8 protein-coding genes and 4 tRNA genes are annotated in these 16,901 nt (G+C 44.2%); 8 read left to right on the top strand and 4 right to left on the bottom strand.

What is annotated here, in order from left to right:
• From K5Q99_RS15875 to K5Q99_RS15905, 7 genes are all read left to right on the top strand, one after another.
• The coding region (locus tag K5Q99_RS15875) for a type I secretion C-terminal target domain-containing protein (protein WP_220777403.1) at positions 1-4,843 on the top strand (4,843 nt) is incomplete at its 5' end.
• A 91-nt stretch (positions 4,844-4,934) separates the two neighbouring features.
• Positions 4,935-7,112 carry a type I secretion system permease/ATPase gene (locus K5Q99_RS15880; protein WP_106649186.1) on the top strand — a complete coding sequence of 726 codons (2,178 nt, stop codon included), beginning with the start codon at positions 4,935-4,937 and terminating at the stop codon, positions 7,110-7,112.
• Positions 7,109-8,491, top strand: coding sequence for an HlyD family type I secretion periplasmic adaptor subunit (locus tag K5Q99_RS15885; protein WP_106649185.1), 1,383 nt, complete (start codon positions 7,109-7,111; stop codon positions 8,489-8,491). Before K5Q99_RS15880 ends, K5Q99_RS15885 begins: the two co-directional genes overlap by 4 nt.
• 27 nt (positions 8,492-8,518) lie before the next feature.
• The gene (locus K5Q99_RS15890) at positions 8,519-9,937 is read left to right on the top strand and encodes a TolC family outer membrane protein (RefSeq protein ID WP_106649184.1); all 1,419 of its coding nucleotides are present in this window, start codon (positions 8,519-8,521) and stop codon (positions 9,935-9,937) included.
• Positions 9,937-10,545, top strand: coding sequence for an OmpA family protein (locus K5Q99_RS15895; RefSeq protein WP_106649183.1), 609 nt, complete (start codon positions 9,937-9,939; stop codon positions 10,543-10,545). The genes K5Q99_RS15890 and K5Q99_RS15895 overlap by 1 nt, the downstream gene beginning before the upstream one ends.
• Before the next feature lie 19 nt (positions 10,546-10,564).
• Positions 10,565-11,272: a transglutaminase-like cysteine peptidase gene (locus K5Q99_RS15900; protein ID WP_106649182.1), complete on the top strand. Its 708-nt coding sequence runs from the start codon at positions 10,565-10,567 to the stop codon at positions 11,270-11,272.
• An 8-nt stretch (positions 11,273-11,280) separates the two neighbouring features.
• Positions 11,281-13,200 carry a bifunctional diguanylate cyclase/phosphodiesterase gene (locus K5Q99_RS15905; RefSeq protein ID WP_106649181.1) on the top strand — a complete coding sequence of 640 codons (1,920 nt, stop codon included), beginning with the start codon at positions 11,281-11,283 and terminating at the stop codon, positions 13,198-13,200.
• Positions 13,201-13,570: 370 nt separating this feature from the next.
• On the opposite strand, the gene K5Q99_RS15910 is transcribed toward K5Q99_RS15905, so the two are convergent.
• From K5Q99_RS15910 to K5Q99_RS15925, 4 genes are all read right to left on the bottom strand, one after another.
• A tRNA-Pro gene (locus tag K5Q99_RS15910) sits at positions 13,571-13,647 on the bottom strand.
• Positions 13,648-13,703: 56 nt separating this feature from the next.
• Positions 13,704-13,780 (bottom strand) — tRNA-Pro (locus K5Q99_RS15915).
• A 32-nt stretch (positions 13,781-13,812) separates the two neighbouring features.
• Positions 13,813-13,888, bottom strand: a tRNA-His gene (locus K5Q99_RS15920).
• 53 nt (positions 13,889-13,941) lie between these two features.
• Positions 13,942-14,018: transfer RNA gene (locus K5Q99_RS15925), tRNA-Arg, on the bottom strand.
• A 206-nt stretch (positions 14,019-14,224) separates the two neighbouring features.
• On the opposite strand from K5Q99_RS15925, the gene K5Q99_RS15930 reads away from it, so the two are divergent.
• On the top strand, positions 14,225-16,873 hold the full coding sequence (locus K5Q99_RS15930; protein WP_220777404.1) for a sensor domain-containing phosphodiesterase: 2,649 nt from the start codon (positions 14,225-14,227) through the stop codon (positions 16,871-16,873).
• Positions 16,874-16,901: the final 28 nt, after the last annotated feature.

Here is a 16,901-nt window from a genome sequence, read left to right on the forward strand (position 1 = left end):
TAACGCCGACGTGCAATATCTGGCTGAAGGCGAAACTAAGGTCGAAACCTTTGTGGTGTTGAGCCAAGACGGCACTGAGCACACGGTCACCATCACCATTACCGGCACCAACGATGTGCCTGTGATTAATTCTGCATCAAATGCTACGGTATCTGAAGAGGGGCTACTTAACGGTATAATTGATGTTATTGGTAATTCTGATACTACAGATGATGTTTCGGCTAGCGGCACAATAAATATCAATGATATTGATAGTGATTCTTTAACTGTGTCACTGTCTGGACCTACAGGATTATTATCTGGTGGCCAAGCAATTCAATGGAGTTGGGATCCTGTCACGCAAATTTTAACGGGTTATATTGGTACTGCAGGTGAGGCTTCATATACCGAAATTATGACTGCAACACTGACGCCACCAGTTACTGGTAGTTCAGGAAATTGGACCTATGATGTCACGCTAAAAGGTCCTGTCGATCATCCAGATACTGAGACTGAAGACACCTTGTCAGTCAATATCGGTATCAATGTTAATGATGGCCATGGTGGTACATCAACTGGAAGTTTCAATGTCACCATTGAAGATGATGCTCCAGTCATATCACCAATTGCAGCCGTGCAAACCACAACAACAAGCATTCCTGATTCATTGGTGGGCTTATTCTCACTCACAGGTTACAGCGGTAATAATAGTTCATTAGATTTTAATGGATTTACTATCAGTGCAAGAGGATTCACTTCATCAACTGACTCAAATTTAATTGATGCCGAAATCTTTGGTAGCGGTAGCGGGATAGGTGTAAGTAGTGCTGGCGCCCCTTATCATAATCTCGCGAATGAAGTCGATTTCCGTAAATTTGCAGATGGAAGTTCTGCATCTGAAGAAATCATCATTACTCTCGATCCAGGAACTATTGCCTACGGCGTAAATATCCAGTTCTCCCACATGTTTGGTGGCGAACTAGAAGTCGGTGTCGTCGAGTTTTGGCGAGATGGCCAACTTATCGCAACTCAAACATTTAGCTCAGATGCCAGCAGTGGCGACTATGCCGCCAACTTCCAAGCCTTACAAGGCGGTTTTGACACTATGGTCATCAAAGCCCTTGATAATGGCCAAGGCCCAAGTAGCGGTGATAATAGTGACTTCACTGTTACCGCTATTGAGTTTTTAGGCACAACGACTCCACCAGCAATCGCCTTTGCTTCAGGAACAGTAAGCCCTGATTGGGGCGCAGATGGTAAAGGTTCGCTCACATTACAAGGTAGTGATGAAACCAATTTATTCACTGCAACAGGCAGTGCAATTACCATAACCCAAACGGCAAATACGCTGATTGGGGTCGATGCTGCTGGTCACTTGGTATTCAAACTTGAGTTTACCCCAGGTACAGGTCAATGGGACTTCCATCAATATCAAGAGATGTTACAACCTAGCGATGGTGATATTGATTTCAAAGTAAGAGCCACTGATGGAGACGGCGATCATACAGATGGTACTTTCTCTGTTATTCCACAAGTTTATGTTGATACAACGCCACCTTCTGCACCTGAGGTGCGCATCATCGATGATGTAAATGATGACGCGTATTTGACGAGTACTGAGATAGGTAGTAATGGTGTTCAAATACAGGTCAAAATTAATGCTAGTGACTTTAATTCTGGCGGCAGTGTACATCTAGAAATCGATAATGCAGGTAATAACAGTACAGTAGACCTCATTCTTGACAATGGCGTACTGAAATTTAGTAATGGTGCTCTAGCAACAGGTTACACCTATACAAATGGTGTTATTACTTGGACAGAGCCTACTCCGACTGCAGGTCAGGCAATCTCAGTCACCGCCACTCAAACTGATAGTGCGAATAATGAATCAGCTGAAGGCACGGACAATGCTACCGTTATTGATGCGACTGACGATCGTTATACCATCGACGAAGATCAGCAGCTAACGGGTAATGTTCTTACCAATGATCAACTCGGCAATCTGAGCATCACTAGCTTCAGAGTCATGTATAACGGTATGCAAACCAGTTTTAACGCTGGGCAAACCGTTACCTTGGCCGTGGGTAGCTTATTAATACAAGCTAATGGTGAATTCCAGTTTACTCCAAATGATAACTGGGCTGGCGAAATGCCAAGTGTCACCTACACAACAAATACTGGTTCCACTGCAGCACTTGATATCACTGTCTTACCTATAGCAGATAAGCCTGTCGTTAACGTTATTCTGACTGATAATGGCATACCGCTATACAGTAACTTTAAGACTTCAGGTATCACTACCGAACAATTCCGTACGGGCGATTTTACTACCGCACCATTTAATACTGGTACGCGCACTATTGATAATACTTCCGGACAAGATCAGTTGCTCGGTACTGGGGGGAACGATCATCTTGTCAGCGCAAATGGCGGCGGTGATCTACTCGACGGTATGGATGGTGATGACATACTCGTCGGCAGTGATGCCGTTCAAGGTGACTCTCTCTATGGCGGAACGGGAAATGATGTTCTTGTTGCTGGTCTAGGTAATGACGGGCTCTACGGTGATGCAGGAACAGATATCGCCGTACTTCTTGGCAACCGAGCCGACTACATAATAGAGAAAGGCGCAGGCTACTCTAGCAATGATCGTTGGTTCAACTTCTTTGTAACTGAAAATGGCATCGGTGTTACTAAGGCCCTGCATAATGTTGAGTATGTGCAATTCAAGGATGGCATATACGCGATCAATCAAATCACAGGTGAACTCACATTAGAACAGCCTACAGCTGTAGACTATCCAATCGAAATTAATGTGTCACTTGCGGATCGAGACGGTAGCGAAAGCATCGATAGCATTCAGCTCAGTGGTTTACCCGAAGGCACCTTACTCTACAGCAGTAACGGTACCTTAATGGGGACTGCAGATGCAGACGGTAATATTCTTCTAAATCATGGCAGCGTATGGAACAGTGCATCTTTAGATGTCAATCTGACAGGATTAACATTAAGGGTTCCTGGTGAATATGCAGGTCAAGTCAACCTCGTTGTCGAAGCAGTATCAAGAGAGTCAGGTACAGACCTGACCAATACTGCAACAGATGCAGATAGCGTCATTCTTAGCTACTTCAGTGGTCATGAAGGAGAGCCTGGCGATCAAAATCTTAACTTTGGTAATGAGCACAATATTGTGGTTGGCGACTTGGATGGCAGTATTATTCTGCCAGGCCAAAACTACAATATTGCCTTTATGGTCGATAGCTCAGGCAGTATTAACGCTGATACGCTAGAGACGATGAAATTGCAGTTGGCCCAGGTATTGGAAACCCTCATAGACAGTGCCGGTGGCCCACAAAGCGGCACAGTGAACATCTTCTTGGTTGATTTTGATACTCATGCTAAGGGCAGCATCAGTGTAGATCTTAGTGACCCCAATGCATTGAATATTCTTCAAGAAGCATTAGATGATATGAGCCGCGGCGGCGGTACCAACTATGAGGATGTATTCACTACCACGGCCAACTGGTTCGCCAATGGTGATGCCCAAAATAATAGTGGGGCTACTAATCTTGCTTTCTTTATAACTGACGGCAAACCGACCTACTATAATGCTGATGCGGGTGGTAACCCAAAGGTCTACGACACATGGCCGAACAATAATGATCGTAGCTTGTCACAAGTCATCGGCACTGGCTACGTATTCGGCCAAGTCTATACCGTTAACGGGCATGTAGTGATTGATGAAAATGGTAATGTGTTCCGCGTAGAAGAGGACTTCTACAGCGTGAGCCGGAGCCCTGTTGGAGCAATGCGCCCCGATGCCCAAGGTAACAACCAGTACTATGCTTTGTCTGGTAACGGTAGTGACACCAACACTGATACAGTTACAAATTCCCAAGCTGGCTTTGCATTACTCTCGGGCCTTGGAGTTACGGTTCAAGCCATCGGCATGGGCTCAAACATCAATGAGGCTGACTTATTACCTTATGACACTGATGGTAATGTTCAAACGAATATAGATGCTGATGATCTAGCCGATGCCATTCTTGGTGACCAAGTTAACGCCATTCCAGGCTCAGATCGTTTTGATGGTGGTGCTGGCGACGATGTCATCTTTGGTGACGCGATACACTTTGCCGGTATTAGCGGTCAAGGTTACGCAGCCATTAAAGCCTACGTTGCCGATAAACTCGGTATTAACGAAGCCAGTGATGCACAGGTGCACAGGTATATCAGTGAACATACTGACGAGTTTGACCAATCTGGAACAAACGATAAAGCAGACATCTTATTTGGTGGTGCCGGTAACGACATTCTCTTTGGTCAAGGTGGCAATGATTATTTAGATGGAGGAGCAGGCAAAGATACTCTCTATGGCGGCACAGGCAACGATACCTTGATTGGCGGTGCTGGCAACGATACTCTGATTGGCGGCCTTGGTAATGACGTTCTGCGTGGTGATGGCGGTGCCGATACCTTCGTGTGGCGCTATGCCGATGCCGATAAGGGCACAGACCACATTGTGGACTTCAATGTGAATGAAGATAAGCTCGACCTGAGTGATTTGCTCCAAGGAGAAACGGCTAATACATTAGATGAATATCTCAGCTTTAGATTAGATAATGGCTCTACCGTTATCGATATAGATGCAAATAAAGATGGAGTTATTGATCAACATATTGTGCTTGATGGGGTTGACCTCTATAGCCAATATGGTGCGACTGATAATGCGGGTATTATTAACGGTCTACTTGGTACCAATGGAAATGGTTCGTTAATTGTTGATACTCAGCCAGTCACACCAGAACCTGTACAAGGAATTGCGCCACTGGACACTAATCCACACCATAATATCATTCCTTAAATAAAATCAGTTCAGATGGCCTATAGAAATATAGGCCATCATGACCGATACTTGCCATAACCATATAAAAATCCAAAGGATAAGTAATTAGGTGTCAGCTGCAGCTTCTGAAAAAATTGACCAATGGACCATTTCAGCCTCGCAAAGAGTCTTAGTGGATCCGCTGCTGGATTGTTTAGTGTTACTCACTGAGCATTTTGGCAACCCATGCTCATGCGACTCGCTTGCGGCAGGTTTACCTTTGTCAGGTGCGGTATTAACACCCGATTTATTACCTCAGGCCGCGTCGAGGGCCGGCCTAGCGGCGAAGTTATCTCGAAAAGGCTTAAACGAAGTATCACCGATATTGCTTCCCTGTATTTTGTTATTAAAAGACAAGAAAGCCTGCATATTGCGTGAACTTGATGTTGAGTCAGATAAAGCGATTATTCAATTACCCGAGACAGGTGGTGAAGAGACGCTAACCATTGAGTCGCTCGAAGCCTTATATGTGGGATATTTATTCTTAGTTAAACAAGAATACCGTGGTGACATGGGCTTTGATGTTTATCTACATGATAATAAAACCCACTGGCTAGTCCAAACCTTAAAAGATTCTGCCCCCATTTATCGTGATGCATTAATTGCTTCTGTATTAGTGAATTTGTTCGCCTTAGTCTCGCCGTTATTTATTATGAACGTGTATGACAAAGTCGTGCCCAACCTTGCCTTTGAGTCCCTGTGGGTGTTAGCGATTGGTGCTTCTATTGCGTATCTGTTTGATCTTGTCATGCGCCAACTCAGAAGCTACCTGATTGATGTAGCAGGTAAAAAAGTAGACATCATAGTGTCTTCTCGCCTATTCGCTAAAGCGATTGGTATCCCCTTAGAAAAACGCTCCCCCAGTATTGGCGGTATGGCAAAACAATTAGGCGAATTCGATAACATCCGTGAAATTTTAACTTCGGCAACAATCACGACCTTAGTCGATCTGCCCTTTGCATTATTTTTCTTAATTATTATCTACATCGTTGCCGGCGATCTCGCGATTGTTCCAGTGATCGGTGGCGTTATCATTATTGGCTTTACACTTTATATCCAACCTAAACTCAAAGCCGCTATCGAAGAAGGCAATAAATTTTCAAGCCTGAAACATGGGCATTTAATCGAAAGTTTATCGGCGCTAGAGTCAATCAAAGCCAATGGTGCCGAAGGGATAGTACAAAAAAGCTGGCAACAGATGATAGGCCACAGTGCCAACTGGCAATTAAGGTCAAAAAAGCTATCTAACTCTGTCTCGAACGTGGCTAACTTCACAGTGCAATTTACCGTTGTTTGCGTCGTCATTTTAGGTGTTTATCGCGTGGCCGATAATGCAATCTCTATGGGCGGAATTATTGCAGCCGTTATGTTATCAAGCCGTGCTATTTCACCTATGGCGCAGCTTGCAGGCCTGATGACCAGAGCAAACCACACTGCCAGCGCACTGCGTCAACTTAATGAAATCATGACTCAAGAAGATGAGTTTGAAAATAAAGGGCATTTGGTTAGCAAACAAAGACTAATAGGTAAAATCAATGCTGATCATGTCGGCTTTGCTTACCCTGGTTCAGAAAAACCAGTACTCCATCCAATGTCACTGACCATAAATCCCGGCGAGCGTATTGCAATTATCGGCCGTAATGGCTCAGGTAAAAGTACCCTTGCCAAGTTATTGGTTGGGTTATTTCAACCGACAGCAGGAAGCCTGCGTTATGACGGTTTAGACTCAGCACAGATCCATCCGAGTGATTTACGCCGTAATTTTGGTTATTTGCCCCAAGATGTGACCCTTTTCCACGGTTCGATTCGGGACAATATTTTATTTGGTACACGCCAAGTCACTGAGCACCAATTAATCCGTGCCGTACAGCTTTCTGGAGTGAGTCAATTTACCAACCTAGAAGCAGAGGGGTTAGACCAACAAGTCGGCGAAGGAGGCATGTCGCTCAGTCGCGGACAAAGACAAACCGTTGCCCTTGCGCGTGCCACACTCAATGACCCTCCAGTGCTATTGATGGATGAGCCCACCGCCAGCTTGGATGCGCGCGCGGAACAACAATTTATTCGCTCAATGCAGAATGTCAGCAAAGACAGAACCTTAATTCTTATTACCCATAAGATGCATCTGCTGCAGCTCGTCGATCGCATTATCGTACTCGAACGCGGCCATGTGGTCGCTGATGGTCCCAAGGCAGAAGTGTTAGAAAAACTCAATTTTGGCCTCGTGAATGGAGAAGCTAAAAGATGAGTAAAAATCTAACCGCGAATGACTTAGACATGGTTGATGATGTCTACGGCGCCATGATGACTGACGCCCCTAGCGGGCACAGATTAATCATATGGGCACTTGCAGCTATGGTTGTGTGTTTTTTACTGTGGGCAGGGTTTGCTAAATTAGACAAGGTCACCACTGGTTCGGGGAAAGTCATCCCCTCATCACAAGTCCAAGTCATCCAGAGTTTAGATGGCGGCATCATGCAAGAGCTATATGTACAAGAAGGTGAAATGGTAACGAAAGGCCAACCTTTAGTACGTATTGATGATACCCGCTTCCGCTCTGATTTTGCTCAGCAAGAGCAAGAGGTTTTGGGCTTAAAAACCAATGCTATTCGTATGCGCGCGGAACTCGATAGCATTCTCATATCAGACATGACATCAGACTGGCGCGAGCAAGTGCTCGTTACTAAAAAAGCCTTGGTATTTCCTGAGAGCATCATTACCGCGGAACCTGCCTTAGTTAAAAGGCAGCAAGAAGAATACAACGGACGGTTAGATAATTTAAGTAACCAACTTGAAATCTTGGTCCGTCAAATTCAACAAAGACAACAAGAAATTGATGATCTTGCGTCTAAAACAACGACATTAACCACCAGTATGCAGCTGATCTCCCGTGAGCTTGAGCTCACTCGGCCGTTAGCTAAAAAAGGTATCGTTCCTGAAGTTGAACTACTCAAACTTGAACGTACTGTGAACGATTTGCAAGGCGAACTGAATTCAATGCGCCTACTGCGCCCGAAAGTTAAAGCGGCGATGGATGAGGCTATCTTAAAACGCCGTGAAGCCGTATTCGTCTATGCCGCCGATCTACGCGCACAACTCAATGAAACCCAAACCCGCCTTTCTCGTATGAATGAAGCACAAGTGGGTGCACAGGATAAGGTCAGCAAAGCGATTATCACCTCCCCAGTTAATGGCACCATTAAAACCACTCATATCAATACGCTCGGCGGCGTTGTGCAACCAGGTGTCGATATTATCGAAATAGTGCCATCGGAAGATCAGCTACTGATTGAAACTAAAATCTTGCCTAAAGATATCGCCTTCTTACACCCAGGGTTGCCGGCAGTGGTAAAGATTACCGCCTATGATTTTACCCGCTATGGTGGTCTTAAAGGAACAGTTGAACACATCAGCGCTGATACGTCTCAAGATGAAGAAGGTAATAGTTTTTATCTCATTAGAGTCAGAACTGCAGAATCCAGTTTAACCAAAAACGATGGCACACAGATGCCAATTATTCCGGGAATGTTGACTTCGGTTGACGTTATCACGGGGCAAAGATCCATACTTGAGTACATTTTAAATCCAATTTTAAGGGCTAAGGATACAGCGCTCAGAGAGCACTAAGCCTTTTTATAAACCGGGAGGTTGGTCATGAAGACTTCAGCAAAACGACAATTTCAATGTTCAAAGATAGCCATAGTGCTGTCATTAATTCTGTTACCTTTATCGGCTCAAAGCCAGACGTTAGAGCAAGCCGTTGCACATACGCTTGATACGAACCCTGATTTACGTGTTGCCTTCAACCGCTTTAAAGCGCGCGAAGAACAAGTTAATCAAGCAATAGCAGGTTATATGCCGACGATTGATGTCAGTGGCGGCTACGGCTACGAACAAACTGACAGCGTGTCGACTCGTAGACGACCAAATGTCGGCGATGTCGATAGCAAAGGAGTTGCAGAATTAAACCGCGGAGAGTTTGGTGTTAGCCTAAAACAAATGCTCTTCGATGGTTTCTATACTAGCAGTGAAGTTGATCGTTATAGCTTTGAAGCCAGTGCAGACCAATGGGCGCTGCTTGCTGCAGCTGAAGATATGGCGCTCGATGTCAGTAAAGTCTATCTCAACTATTTACGCACCGATGAAGTGTTAAAATTAGCCGAGAAAAACCTTAACAGCCATAAAGAAATTTATGACCAGATTAAACAACGTACTGACTCAGGTTTAGGCTCAATCGCAGATCTATCCCAAATCTCGGGACGTTTGGCGCGTGCTAATGCTAACGTTATTTCTGCTCGCAACAATTTACTTGATGCAAAAGCGCAGTACATCAGAATTGTAGAGTCGGCACCAGCAGACTTAATCTTACCTGTGCCCGATGCAGAGATGCTGCCAAAAGATCTAAGCTCTGGCATTATCGCAGCACAGGAGAATCACCCCATACTCAAATCTGCAGCAAATGATATTAGTGCCGCCGAGAATGAACGTTCATCAGTACAATCTAATTACTACCCTCAAGTTTCTTTGGAGCTGAACGGTAATTGGAATAATGATGTCGGCGGCGAAGATGGTATCTCTGGCGCTGGCGCATTCCGTAGTGATGTGGGTGGCTATAGCAATGATTTAATGGCCATGGTTAGAGTAAAATATAACTTATTCTCGGGTGGTAAAGATCTCGCCCGTGAGAAAGAAACAGCATACAAACTTGGTGAAGCCAAAGAAATCCGTCAACGCGCTCAGCGCGAAGTCGTTGAAGGCGTGAATTTGGCTTGGAACGCATTTGAATTACTGGCACCTCAAAAGCAATACATCCGAGACCATGTTATAGCCGCAAAGGATACCCAATCTGCCTATGCCCAACAGTTCAATTTAGGCCAACGCAGTCTTCTCGACTTATTGGATACCGAAAATGAACTCTTCGAGGCGCGTAAAGACTATTTACAGGCAGAGTATGATGAAATCATTGCTAAGTATCGCGTACTCAATTCTACCGGACGCTTATTAGACTCTCTCAGAGTCACTAGGCCCGATGCATGGCGTGGAGAGCGCAACTATGAAGGAGGAGCTAACTAATGAAAACTATCACATTTTTTCTCAGTGTCATTCTTTTAGCTGGTTGTTCAATGCGCGATACAGTTAATATTGACGAAATGACCACAACTCAAGCCTATGATCTATCAGATAAAGATAGAGATGGGGTCATTGAGGCCCGTGAACGCTGTAATGATACCGCTCAAGGGGCCGGCATTGACAACTATGGCTGTGGCAAAATCAAAGCGATTAATGAGCGTAAAGAGTTAAGCATTTTATTCCCAAATGATTCTGCTTATATTGCACCAGAGTACTATCCTCAAATTGAGGAGGTTGCAGTATTTTTACAACAATTCCCAACGACTAAAGTGACTATTGAAGGGCACACAAGTCGTACAGGAACTGATGAACGCAACTTAGTATTATCGCAAGAACGTGCCGATGCAGTGACAGCTGTGCTAGCCGAACGCTTCAGCATAGATAGAAGTCGATTAACAGCTATTGGATATGGCCCTAGCCGCCCAGTGGTGTTAGAGCGCACTCCTGAAGCTGAAATTCGTAACCGTCGTGTCGTGGCAGAAGTCACAGGTGATGATACGGCAACAGACATGAAATGGACGATTTACTCTGTCGATGACAACACAAAATAAAGGACCCACACATTAGGTTATGAGCGGCAGACTTAGTTATAAACATTCATTATTGCGAGTCTGCCGCTTTAGCCTAATAGCGTCAGCCTTAGGCATATGCTGCCTATATGCTGCCCCTACGCAAAACCTTGATGAAGGGAAGATCACTTCAACCCTAGAAAAACGTTATGGTGAGCGTGCGGGGATGCGAGCTCGGGCTTGGTTCAAAGTATTATCGGAAGCGAGTGCACTGGATGAAAAAGAAAAGTTATTAAAAGTGAATAACTTTTTTAACTTATTCCGCTTTATCGATGACAGTAAATTATGGGGTGAGTCGAATTATTGGGCGACACCGATGGAATTTATTGGCGTGAATGGTGGTGACTGTGAAGATTTTTCAATCGCAAAATACTTCACCTTGCTCCAACTTGGCGTTCAAGAGGACAAGATGCGGATCACTATGGTCAAAGCCACAACTGTGAATCAATATCACATGGTATTGGCTTACTATGAGACACCAGCATCGATCCCCTTAGTTCTCGACAATCTCGACCATGAAATAAAGCCAGCCACCAAAAGAAAAGATCTACTGCCCGTTTATAGCTTTAACGGTAAACAGTTATGGCTCAATAAAGAGCAAGGCCGAGGCGTACTGGCGGGTTCGTCAACACGGCTAGAAAAATGGAACGATCTTAACCATAGATTAGGTGTTGACCGTCTTAGGCAACCAAAATTAAAACTGGAGTAGCACCAAAAATGACACTGTTTAGACAGATTTATTCGCTGCTTTTTAGCCTATTCTTGCTCGTCGTTGCAAGCCTTGGTTATGTGCAATTTACTGAGACTCAGAGCTTTTTAACCAAGCAAATGGAGTCTGATCTAAACAATGCCAGTACTTCACTCGGTCTAATGCTTACTCCAGCACTCGAAGCCGGCGATACCGCAGCAGCAGAAACCTTAGTGAATGTCATCTTTGAAGGCGGCTATTATCAAAATGTAAAGCTGACATGGATGGTCGATGGTAAGCAACAAGAGTGGAATAATCCTTTAAGAATTGAAGATGTACCTCAATGGTTTATTAATTTAAATCTATTTAAAACCATCAAAAAACAAAGCACTATCACTTCTGGCTGGTTACAGCTCGCGCAACTTGAAATCACCGCTCATCCAGGATTTGGTTATCATGAGCTGTGGCGAATCATGTCCAATACGATCATTGCCTTCTCTTTGCTTTTCCTCGTTGCCATTTTTACCGCAAGAATTGGTCTAACGTGGATATTAAAACCGTTACATACTCTATCGGAACACGCGAAAAGTATTGCGGCACGTCAATTCGGCCCGGACATGGCCTTGCCTAAAACCACGGAATTAAAAGACTTAGTAACCGCGTTTAACAGTATGTCGGCGCAGTTAAAACAAGTATTCCATTCCCTCGATGAAGAAGTCGGCGCATTACGTAAGAAGAACCTTGTAGATCCTGCGTCAGGCCTGCCGAATCGCCAATATGTGGTGAGTCGTTTAAATGGTTGGTTGAGTGAACCTAGCAGTGGCGCGTTATTCCTCGCTAAACTCGACTGGCTCGAAGAAGTGCACAGTAAATATGGCTATCAAGTCCGAGATGAAACCATACGAATTTTGGCTGAAAAGTTTCAGCTGCAGTTAAACGAAATCACACCGTCTGTCATAGGTCGCATTGCCGCCTATGAATTTGCATTTTTAGTGACGGATGTTGAACACGATCAAATCAGCAGATATTTACAAACGCTTATCCGCACCATCAACCAAGAAATGTCGAAGGCGGGCTGTAAGCCTAATGAAGACTTTGCGATTGGTATTGCGGAGCGTATTGGGCAAATGAATGTGTCGGATATTTTGGCCCAAGCCGACAACGCCCTTCAAAAAGCGTTACAAGAAAATAAAACTTTCCATTGGTTTGAAACCACAGAGCAGCAATTATTCACCCGTGAACAGTGGCGGGATAACCTTAGCCATGCCATCAGTAATAAGAAGTTTAAGTTTAGATGGCAACCAATCCAGTTTTGCGATGGCGATGGCATAGCGCAACGGGAATTATATTGCCAATTAGAGCTCGGCGATCAACTCGCCCATGCAGGGCAATTTATGCCTTATATCGAGCTCTTATCTCTCGGTGCCCTGCTCGATAAATGTTTGATTGAAACTGTCTACGAGCAGAAACTATTAGAGCGTAGCTATGAACCGCTCGCGATTAACTTAACCCACCAAAGTATTAACGATCCGCAATTCCATGAGTGGCTCAATCACTTCTTACGCAATGCCGCATTTATTGAGCGGATCTGCTTCGAAATCCCTGAAGCGGGCGTCTATAGCGATCTTAAGTCGTGTCAGCACTTATGTAACATCATTCGTGATAATGGTGCTAAGTTCGGCATTGACCACTTTGGCCGTCAGTTTGGCTCTATGTCTTATCTACAGGAATTAAGACCTAGCTATGTGAAACTCGATCAATCCTTCGCCTACTATGATGAGACCCACCACAATAGTGAACTGTGCCGCGCGCTAATCAACGTAGCGAAAGGATTAGATATTCAAGTCATAGTGACGGGTATTCAAGAACAAGCTCAGCTAGAGCGCTTTAACGAGCTTAGAACAGATGCCTATCAGGGCTTTATCGCCCCTCCGTTGAATCTTGATTAAGCCAAATTAAGAAGTGATATTAAAAGTAAAAAGCTCCGTAAGGAGCTTTTTACTTTTCTAACGACAGAATGGCTATATCGATACCGTTGCACATCTGTATTGCCTACATAGAGTTTAAGCAAACGCATAAACAATTTCTATATGAAGCTACATTGCACAAATACAAAAAAGTCCCTGTGTATTGATTAAGAATGCTGAGACGTTTCGACTTATCTGTTCGATGCGTTGAATTTGGTCGATACGTTGAAAGCGCGAGGATTCGACCTCTGCTTTCTGGCAATAAGGCTTCCAATGCCAATCAAGACAAGCAAACCGTAGATGCAAAAAAGCCTCAGTTATTCACTAGGAATGCTGAGGCTTTTTCACTAATTGGTCGGTGATAGAGGATTCGAACCTCTGACCCTCTGGTCCCAAACCAGATGCGCTACCGGACTGCGCTAATCACCGTAAATATTTCACTATTTACTTAACTTACATTAAGCTCGCTAGCTAAGCGAAGAATGTGGTCGGTGATAGAGGATTCGAACCTCTGACCCTCTGGTCCCAAACCAGATGCGCTACCGGACTGCGCTAATCACCGAGAATATCAATCTTTATATAAAACAAATGAAATGGGGTGACTGATGGGGCTCGAACCCACGACAACCGGAATCACAATCCGGGACTCTACCAACTGAGCTACAATCACCACTGACTTTCACTTATCTTGCTAACCTAAAAGCTCACAACTCTGTTCGGAATTGGTGCGCCCAAAAGGATTCGAACCTTCGGCCTCACCCTCCGGAGGGGTGCGCTCTATCCAGCTGAGCTATGGGCGCTCGCCTTGGTTAGCGCCGCATATACTAGGGTCAAATCCCCTTTGAGTCTATAGCTGTTTTGCACTTTTTTTACTGACTGCTCAAGTTTTATCACATTAGCTGACTTTTAAAGCAAAATGCAGCCAAAATATGACTTGGATGTTACAGTATTTCATGCTAATTATAGTGTTTGGTAAATGCAACCCTATATTTAACTAGTGAGTATCATGTTTAAGGATGAAGATGAAACTGGCCAGCCTCGTGTAAATGAAGCTGAACGCTTACGCAAAAAAATTATTCGCTTAAAACAATTAGCGCATAAGTATAAGCATGCTGAGATCATTCAAAACGCATTACTCGAAATATCCAATATTGCGACCCATGCTTCTTCACTCGAAGAATTCTATGTTGGCGTGCATAGCCACCTAAAACAACTCATCCCCGCTGATAATTTTTTTATTTCAACCCTTGATATCAGCACCGGCGAGCTTGCTATCCCTTTTTTCGCCGACGAAAAAGACGCGCATCCTGCAGAGCTTTATCCAGAACAATCATTATCAACATTATTACAGCAGGGATTAACGGGCTACGTTCTTAGAACAGGTAAGGCTTTGTTATGTGATAATGACAAAGTCAATGAACTCATTGCCGCAGAGGAAATCGTTAACTTAGGTTCTCCCTGCCATTTATGGCTTGGCGTGCCCATTAAACACGATGACATAGTAACCGGAGTGTTAGTCGTACAAACCTACGACACAAATGTCAGCTATGGGGAAATCGAACTCGAGTTGATGACCTTCATTTGTCACCATATCTCAGGAGTAATGGAACGGCTCAAGCATCAAGAACAATTAGAACAAGCCATTCAACAAAGAACCAGAGAACTCAGCCAAGCCTATGATAAATTAAAACTAGAAGTCTATGAAAGACGCAGAGCCGAACGCTTACAAAAATCACTGTTCGAAATTGCCGAACTAGCCAGTTCCAGTGCCGACAACCCAGACTTTTATGCCCAGTTACATAATGTCATTCGACATCTTATTCCTGCCAACAATTGCTATATTGCGCTTTTGGATGACACAGAAACACATCTCACGTTTCCCTTTTATGTCTCGCAATTAGCCAATAAGCACCCAGGAACTCGGCCGCTACAGGACGGCTTAACCGAATATGTGCTCAAACATAAGCGGCCACTGCTGTTAGATCAAAATAGTATCAATGCGTTAATCGCCGCTGGTGAGCTGTATTCCCAAGCACCAGAATTAAATCATACTCAGACTATGCATCAATGGATTGGTATTCCTCTCTTTATCCATGATCAAGTACGTGGTGCCTTGACGATTTACAGTTTTAGCATGACGCAGAATTACCAGGTCAAAGACTTAGAATTACTGACATTTGTCTCGCAACACATTGGTTCTGCTATTGAGAAGAAACTGTCCGCTGAGTCCTTGCAGCGCAGTTATGAAGAGCTAGAAGAAAAAGTCATCGACCGTACGAAAGCGTTAGCCGAACTCAATCAAAACCTTGAGAAAGAAATTCAACAACGTCGCAGTATGGAAGCTAAGCTAGTTCACGATGCTAAACACGATGCGCTCACAGGCTTGCCTAACCGCGCTATGTTTATGGAGCGCTTATCTCACGCGATTAAGCACGTCCGTCGCCACAGCTTAGAACAATTTGCCCTGCTCTTTATCGATCTCGACCGCTTCAAACAGATTAACGACACTATGGGACATTTAGAAGGCGATAAATTCTTAATTGAGACCGCAAGCCGCCTCAAGTCCTGCATTCGTGATAACGACACCTTAGCGCGCCTAGGTGGCGATGAATTCGTTATCTTGCTCGATAGTATTAACAACATTAACGATGCAAGAGATGTATCAGAAAGAGTGATCCAAAAAATATCCCAACCCTATCGACTCGGCACCATGGAATTTAACTCTGGCGCCAGTATCGGTATTACCATCAGTGGTAAGCATAAAGTCGATACCAGTGAATCTATGTTGCGTAATGCAGATACTGCCATGTATCAGGCAAAAGCCAATGGTAAGGGCTGCTATGTTATTTTTGATGAAAACGCCCAACATCAAGCTATACAGGATGTCGAGTTAGAGACTGAATTTAGGCATGCATTACACCATGCCGAAATCGAACTCAGTTATTTACCTGTCGTCAATTTTCACACTGCGCAAGTGTGCGCTTTAGAAAGCCGTTTGTTCTGGCAACATCCGCAGCGCGGACTTTTGCAACAAGACCAACTCAGTGCGCTTGCTGAACAGTCACACCTTACTGTTGAGCTCGATAAATATACGATCAGCATCATAGATAGCAGCTATCCCCAACTCCTCAAGCAATATGATGAATCTGTTGAATTACATGTCATGCTTTCGAGCCAACATCTCAAGCATAAGCATGTACTGCGCAGTTTGAAAAACACTCTCAAGCAAACCCAGTTAAACCTGAGCCATTTGTGGTTATTCTTCAATGAAAAAGCCCTAGTGCAGGAAACTGAAAATCATATCAATGGCTTTGAATTGTTACAGAAGCTCGGGGTAAAACTCGGTATCAGCCAGTACGGTAGCGGCTATAGTGCATTAAATAGCTTATTGTTTCTGCCAATAAAAGGCTTAAAACTCGATGCCAACCTCACCAAACAAATACAAGGCGAGCAACAGCTTAAGTTAATGTCAGCCTATCAAAAAACGGCATCAACCTTAGAACTGCAAACCTTTGTAGATGGTATTGATAGCCCTGAACAAAAACGAATTTTCAGTGAACTGGGTTATCAACTGGGTCAAGGGGCCGCTTTAGCCGACACTTTTACCTTAAGTGACACTCAACCACAGAGCTGTGCTCAGCTCGAATATGCCTAAATAAAACCAAGCGATTGACTTTAAATAA

This window comes from Shewanella hafniensis (assembly GCF_019655335.1).
Taxonomy (GTDB): Bacteria; Pseudomonadota; Gammaproteobacteria; order Enterobacterales; family Shewanellaceae; genus Shewanella; species Shewanella hafniensis.

What these genes read in the sequence shown, in the direction of transcription:
- K5Q99_RS15885 (WP_106649185.1), top strand. Translation starts at nt 7,109, where the DNA reads ATGAGTAAAAATCTAACCGCGAATGACTTAGACATGGTTGATGATGTC.
- K5Q99_RS15890 (WP_106649184.1), top strand. Translation starts at nt 8,519, where the DNA reads ATGAAGACTTCAGCAAAACGACAATTTCAATGTTCAAAGATAGCCATA.
- K5Q99_RS15895 (WP_106649183.1), top strand. Translation starts at nt 9,937, where the DNA reads ATGAAAACTATCACATTTTTTCTCAGTGTCATTCTTTTAGCTGGTTGT.
- K5Q99_RS15900 (WP_106649182.1), top strand. Translation starts at nt 10,565, where the DNA reads ATGAGCGGCAGACTTAGTTATAAACATTCATTATTGCGAGTCTGCCGC.
- K5Q99_RS15905 (WP_106649181.1), top strand. Translation starts at nt 11,281, where the DNA reads ATGACACTGTTTAGACAGATTTATTCGCTGCTTTTTAGCCTATTCTTG.
- K5Q99_RS15930 (WP_220777404.1), top strand. Translation starts at nt 14,225, where the DNA reads ATGTTTAAGGATGAAGATGAAACTGGCCAGCCTCGTGTAAATGAAGCT.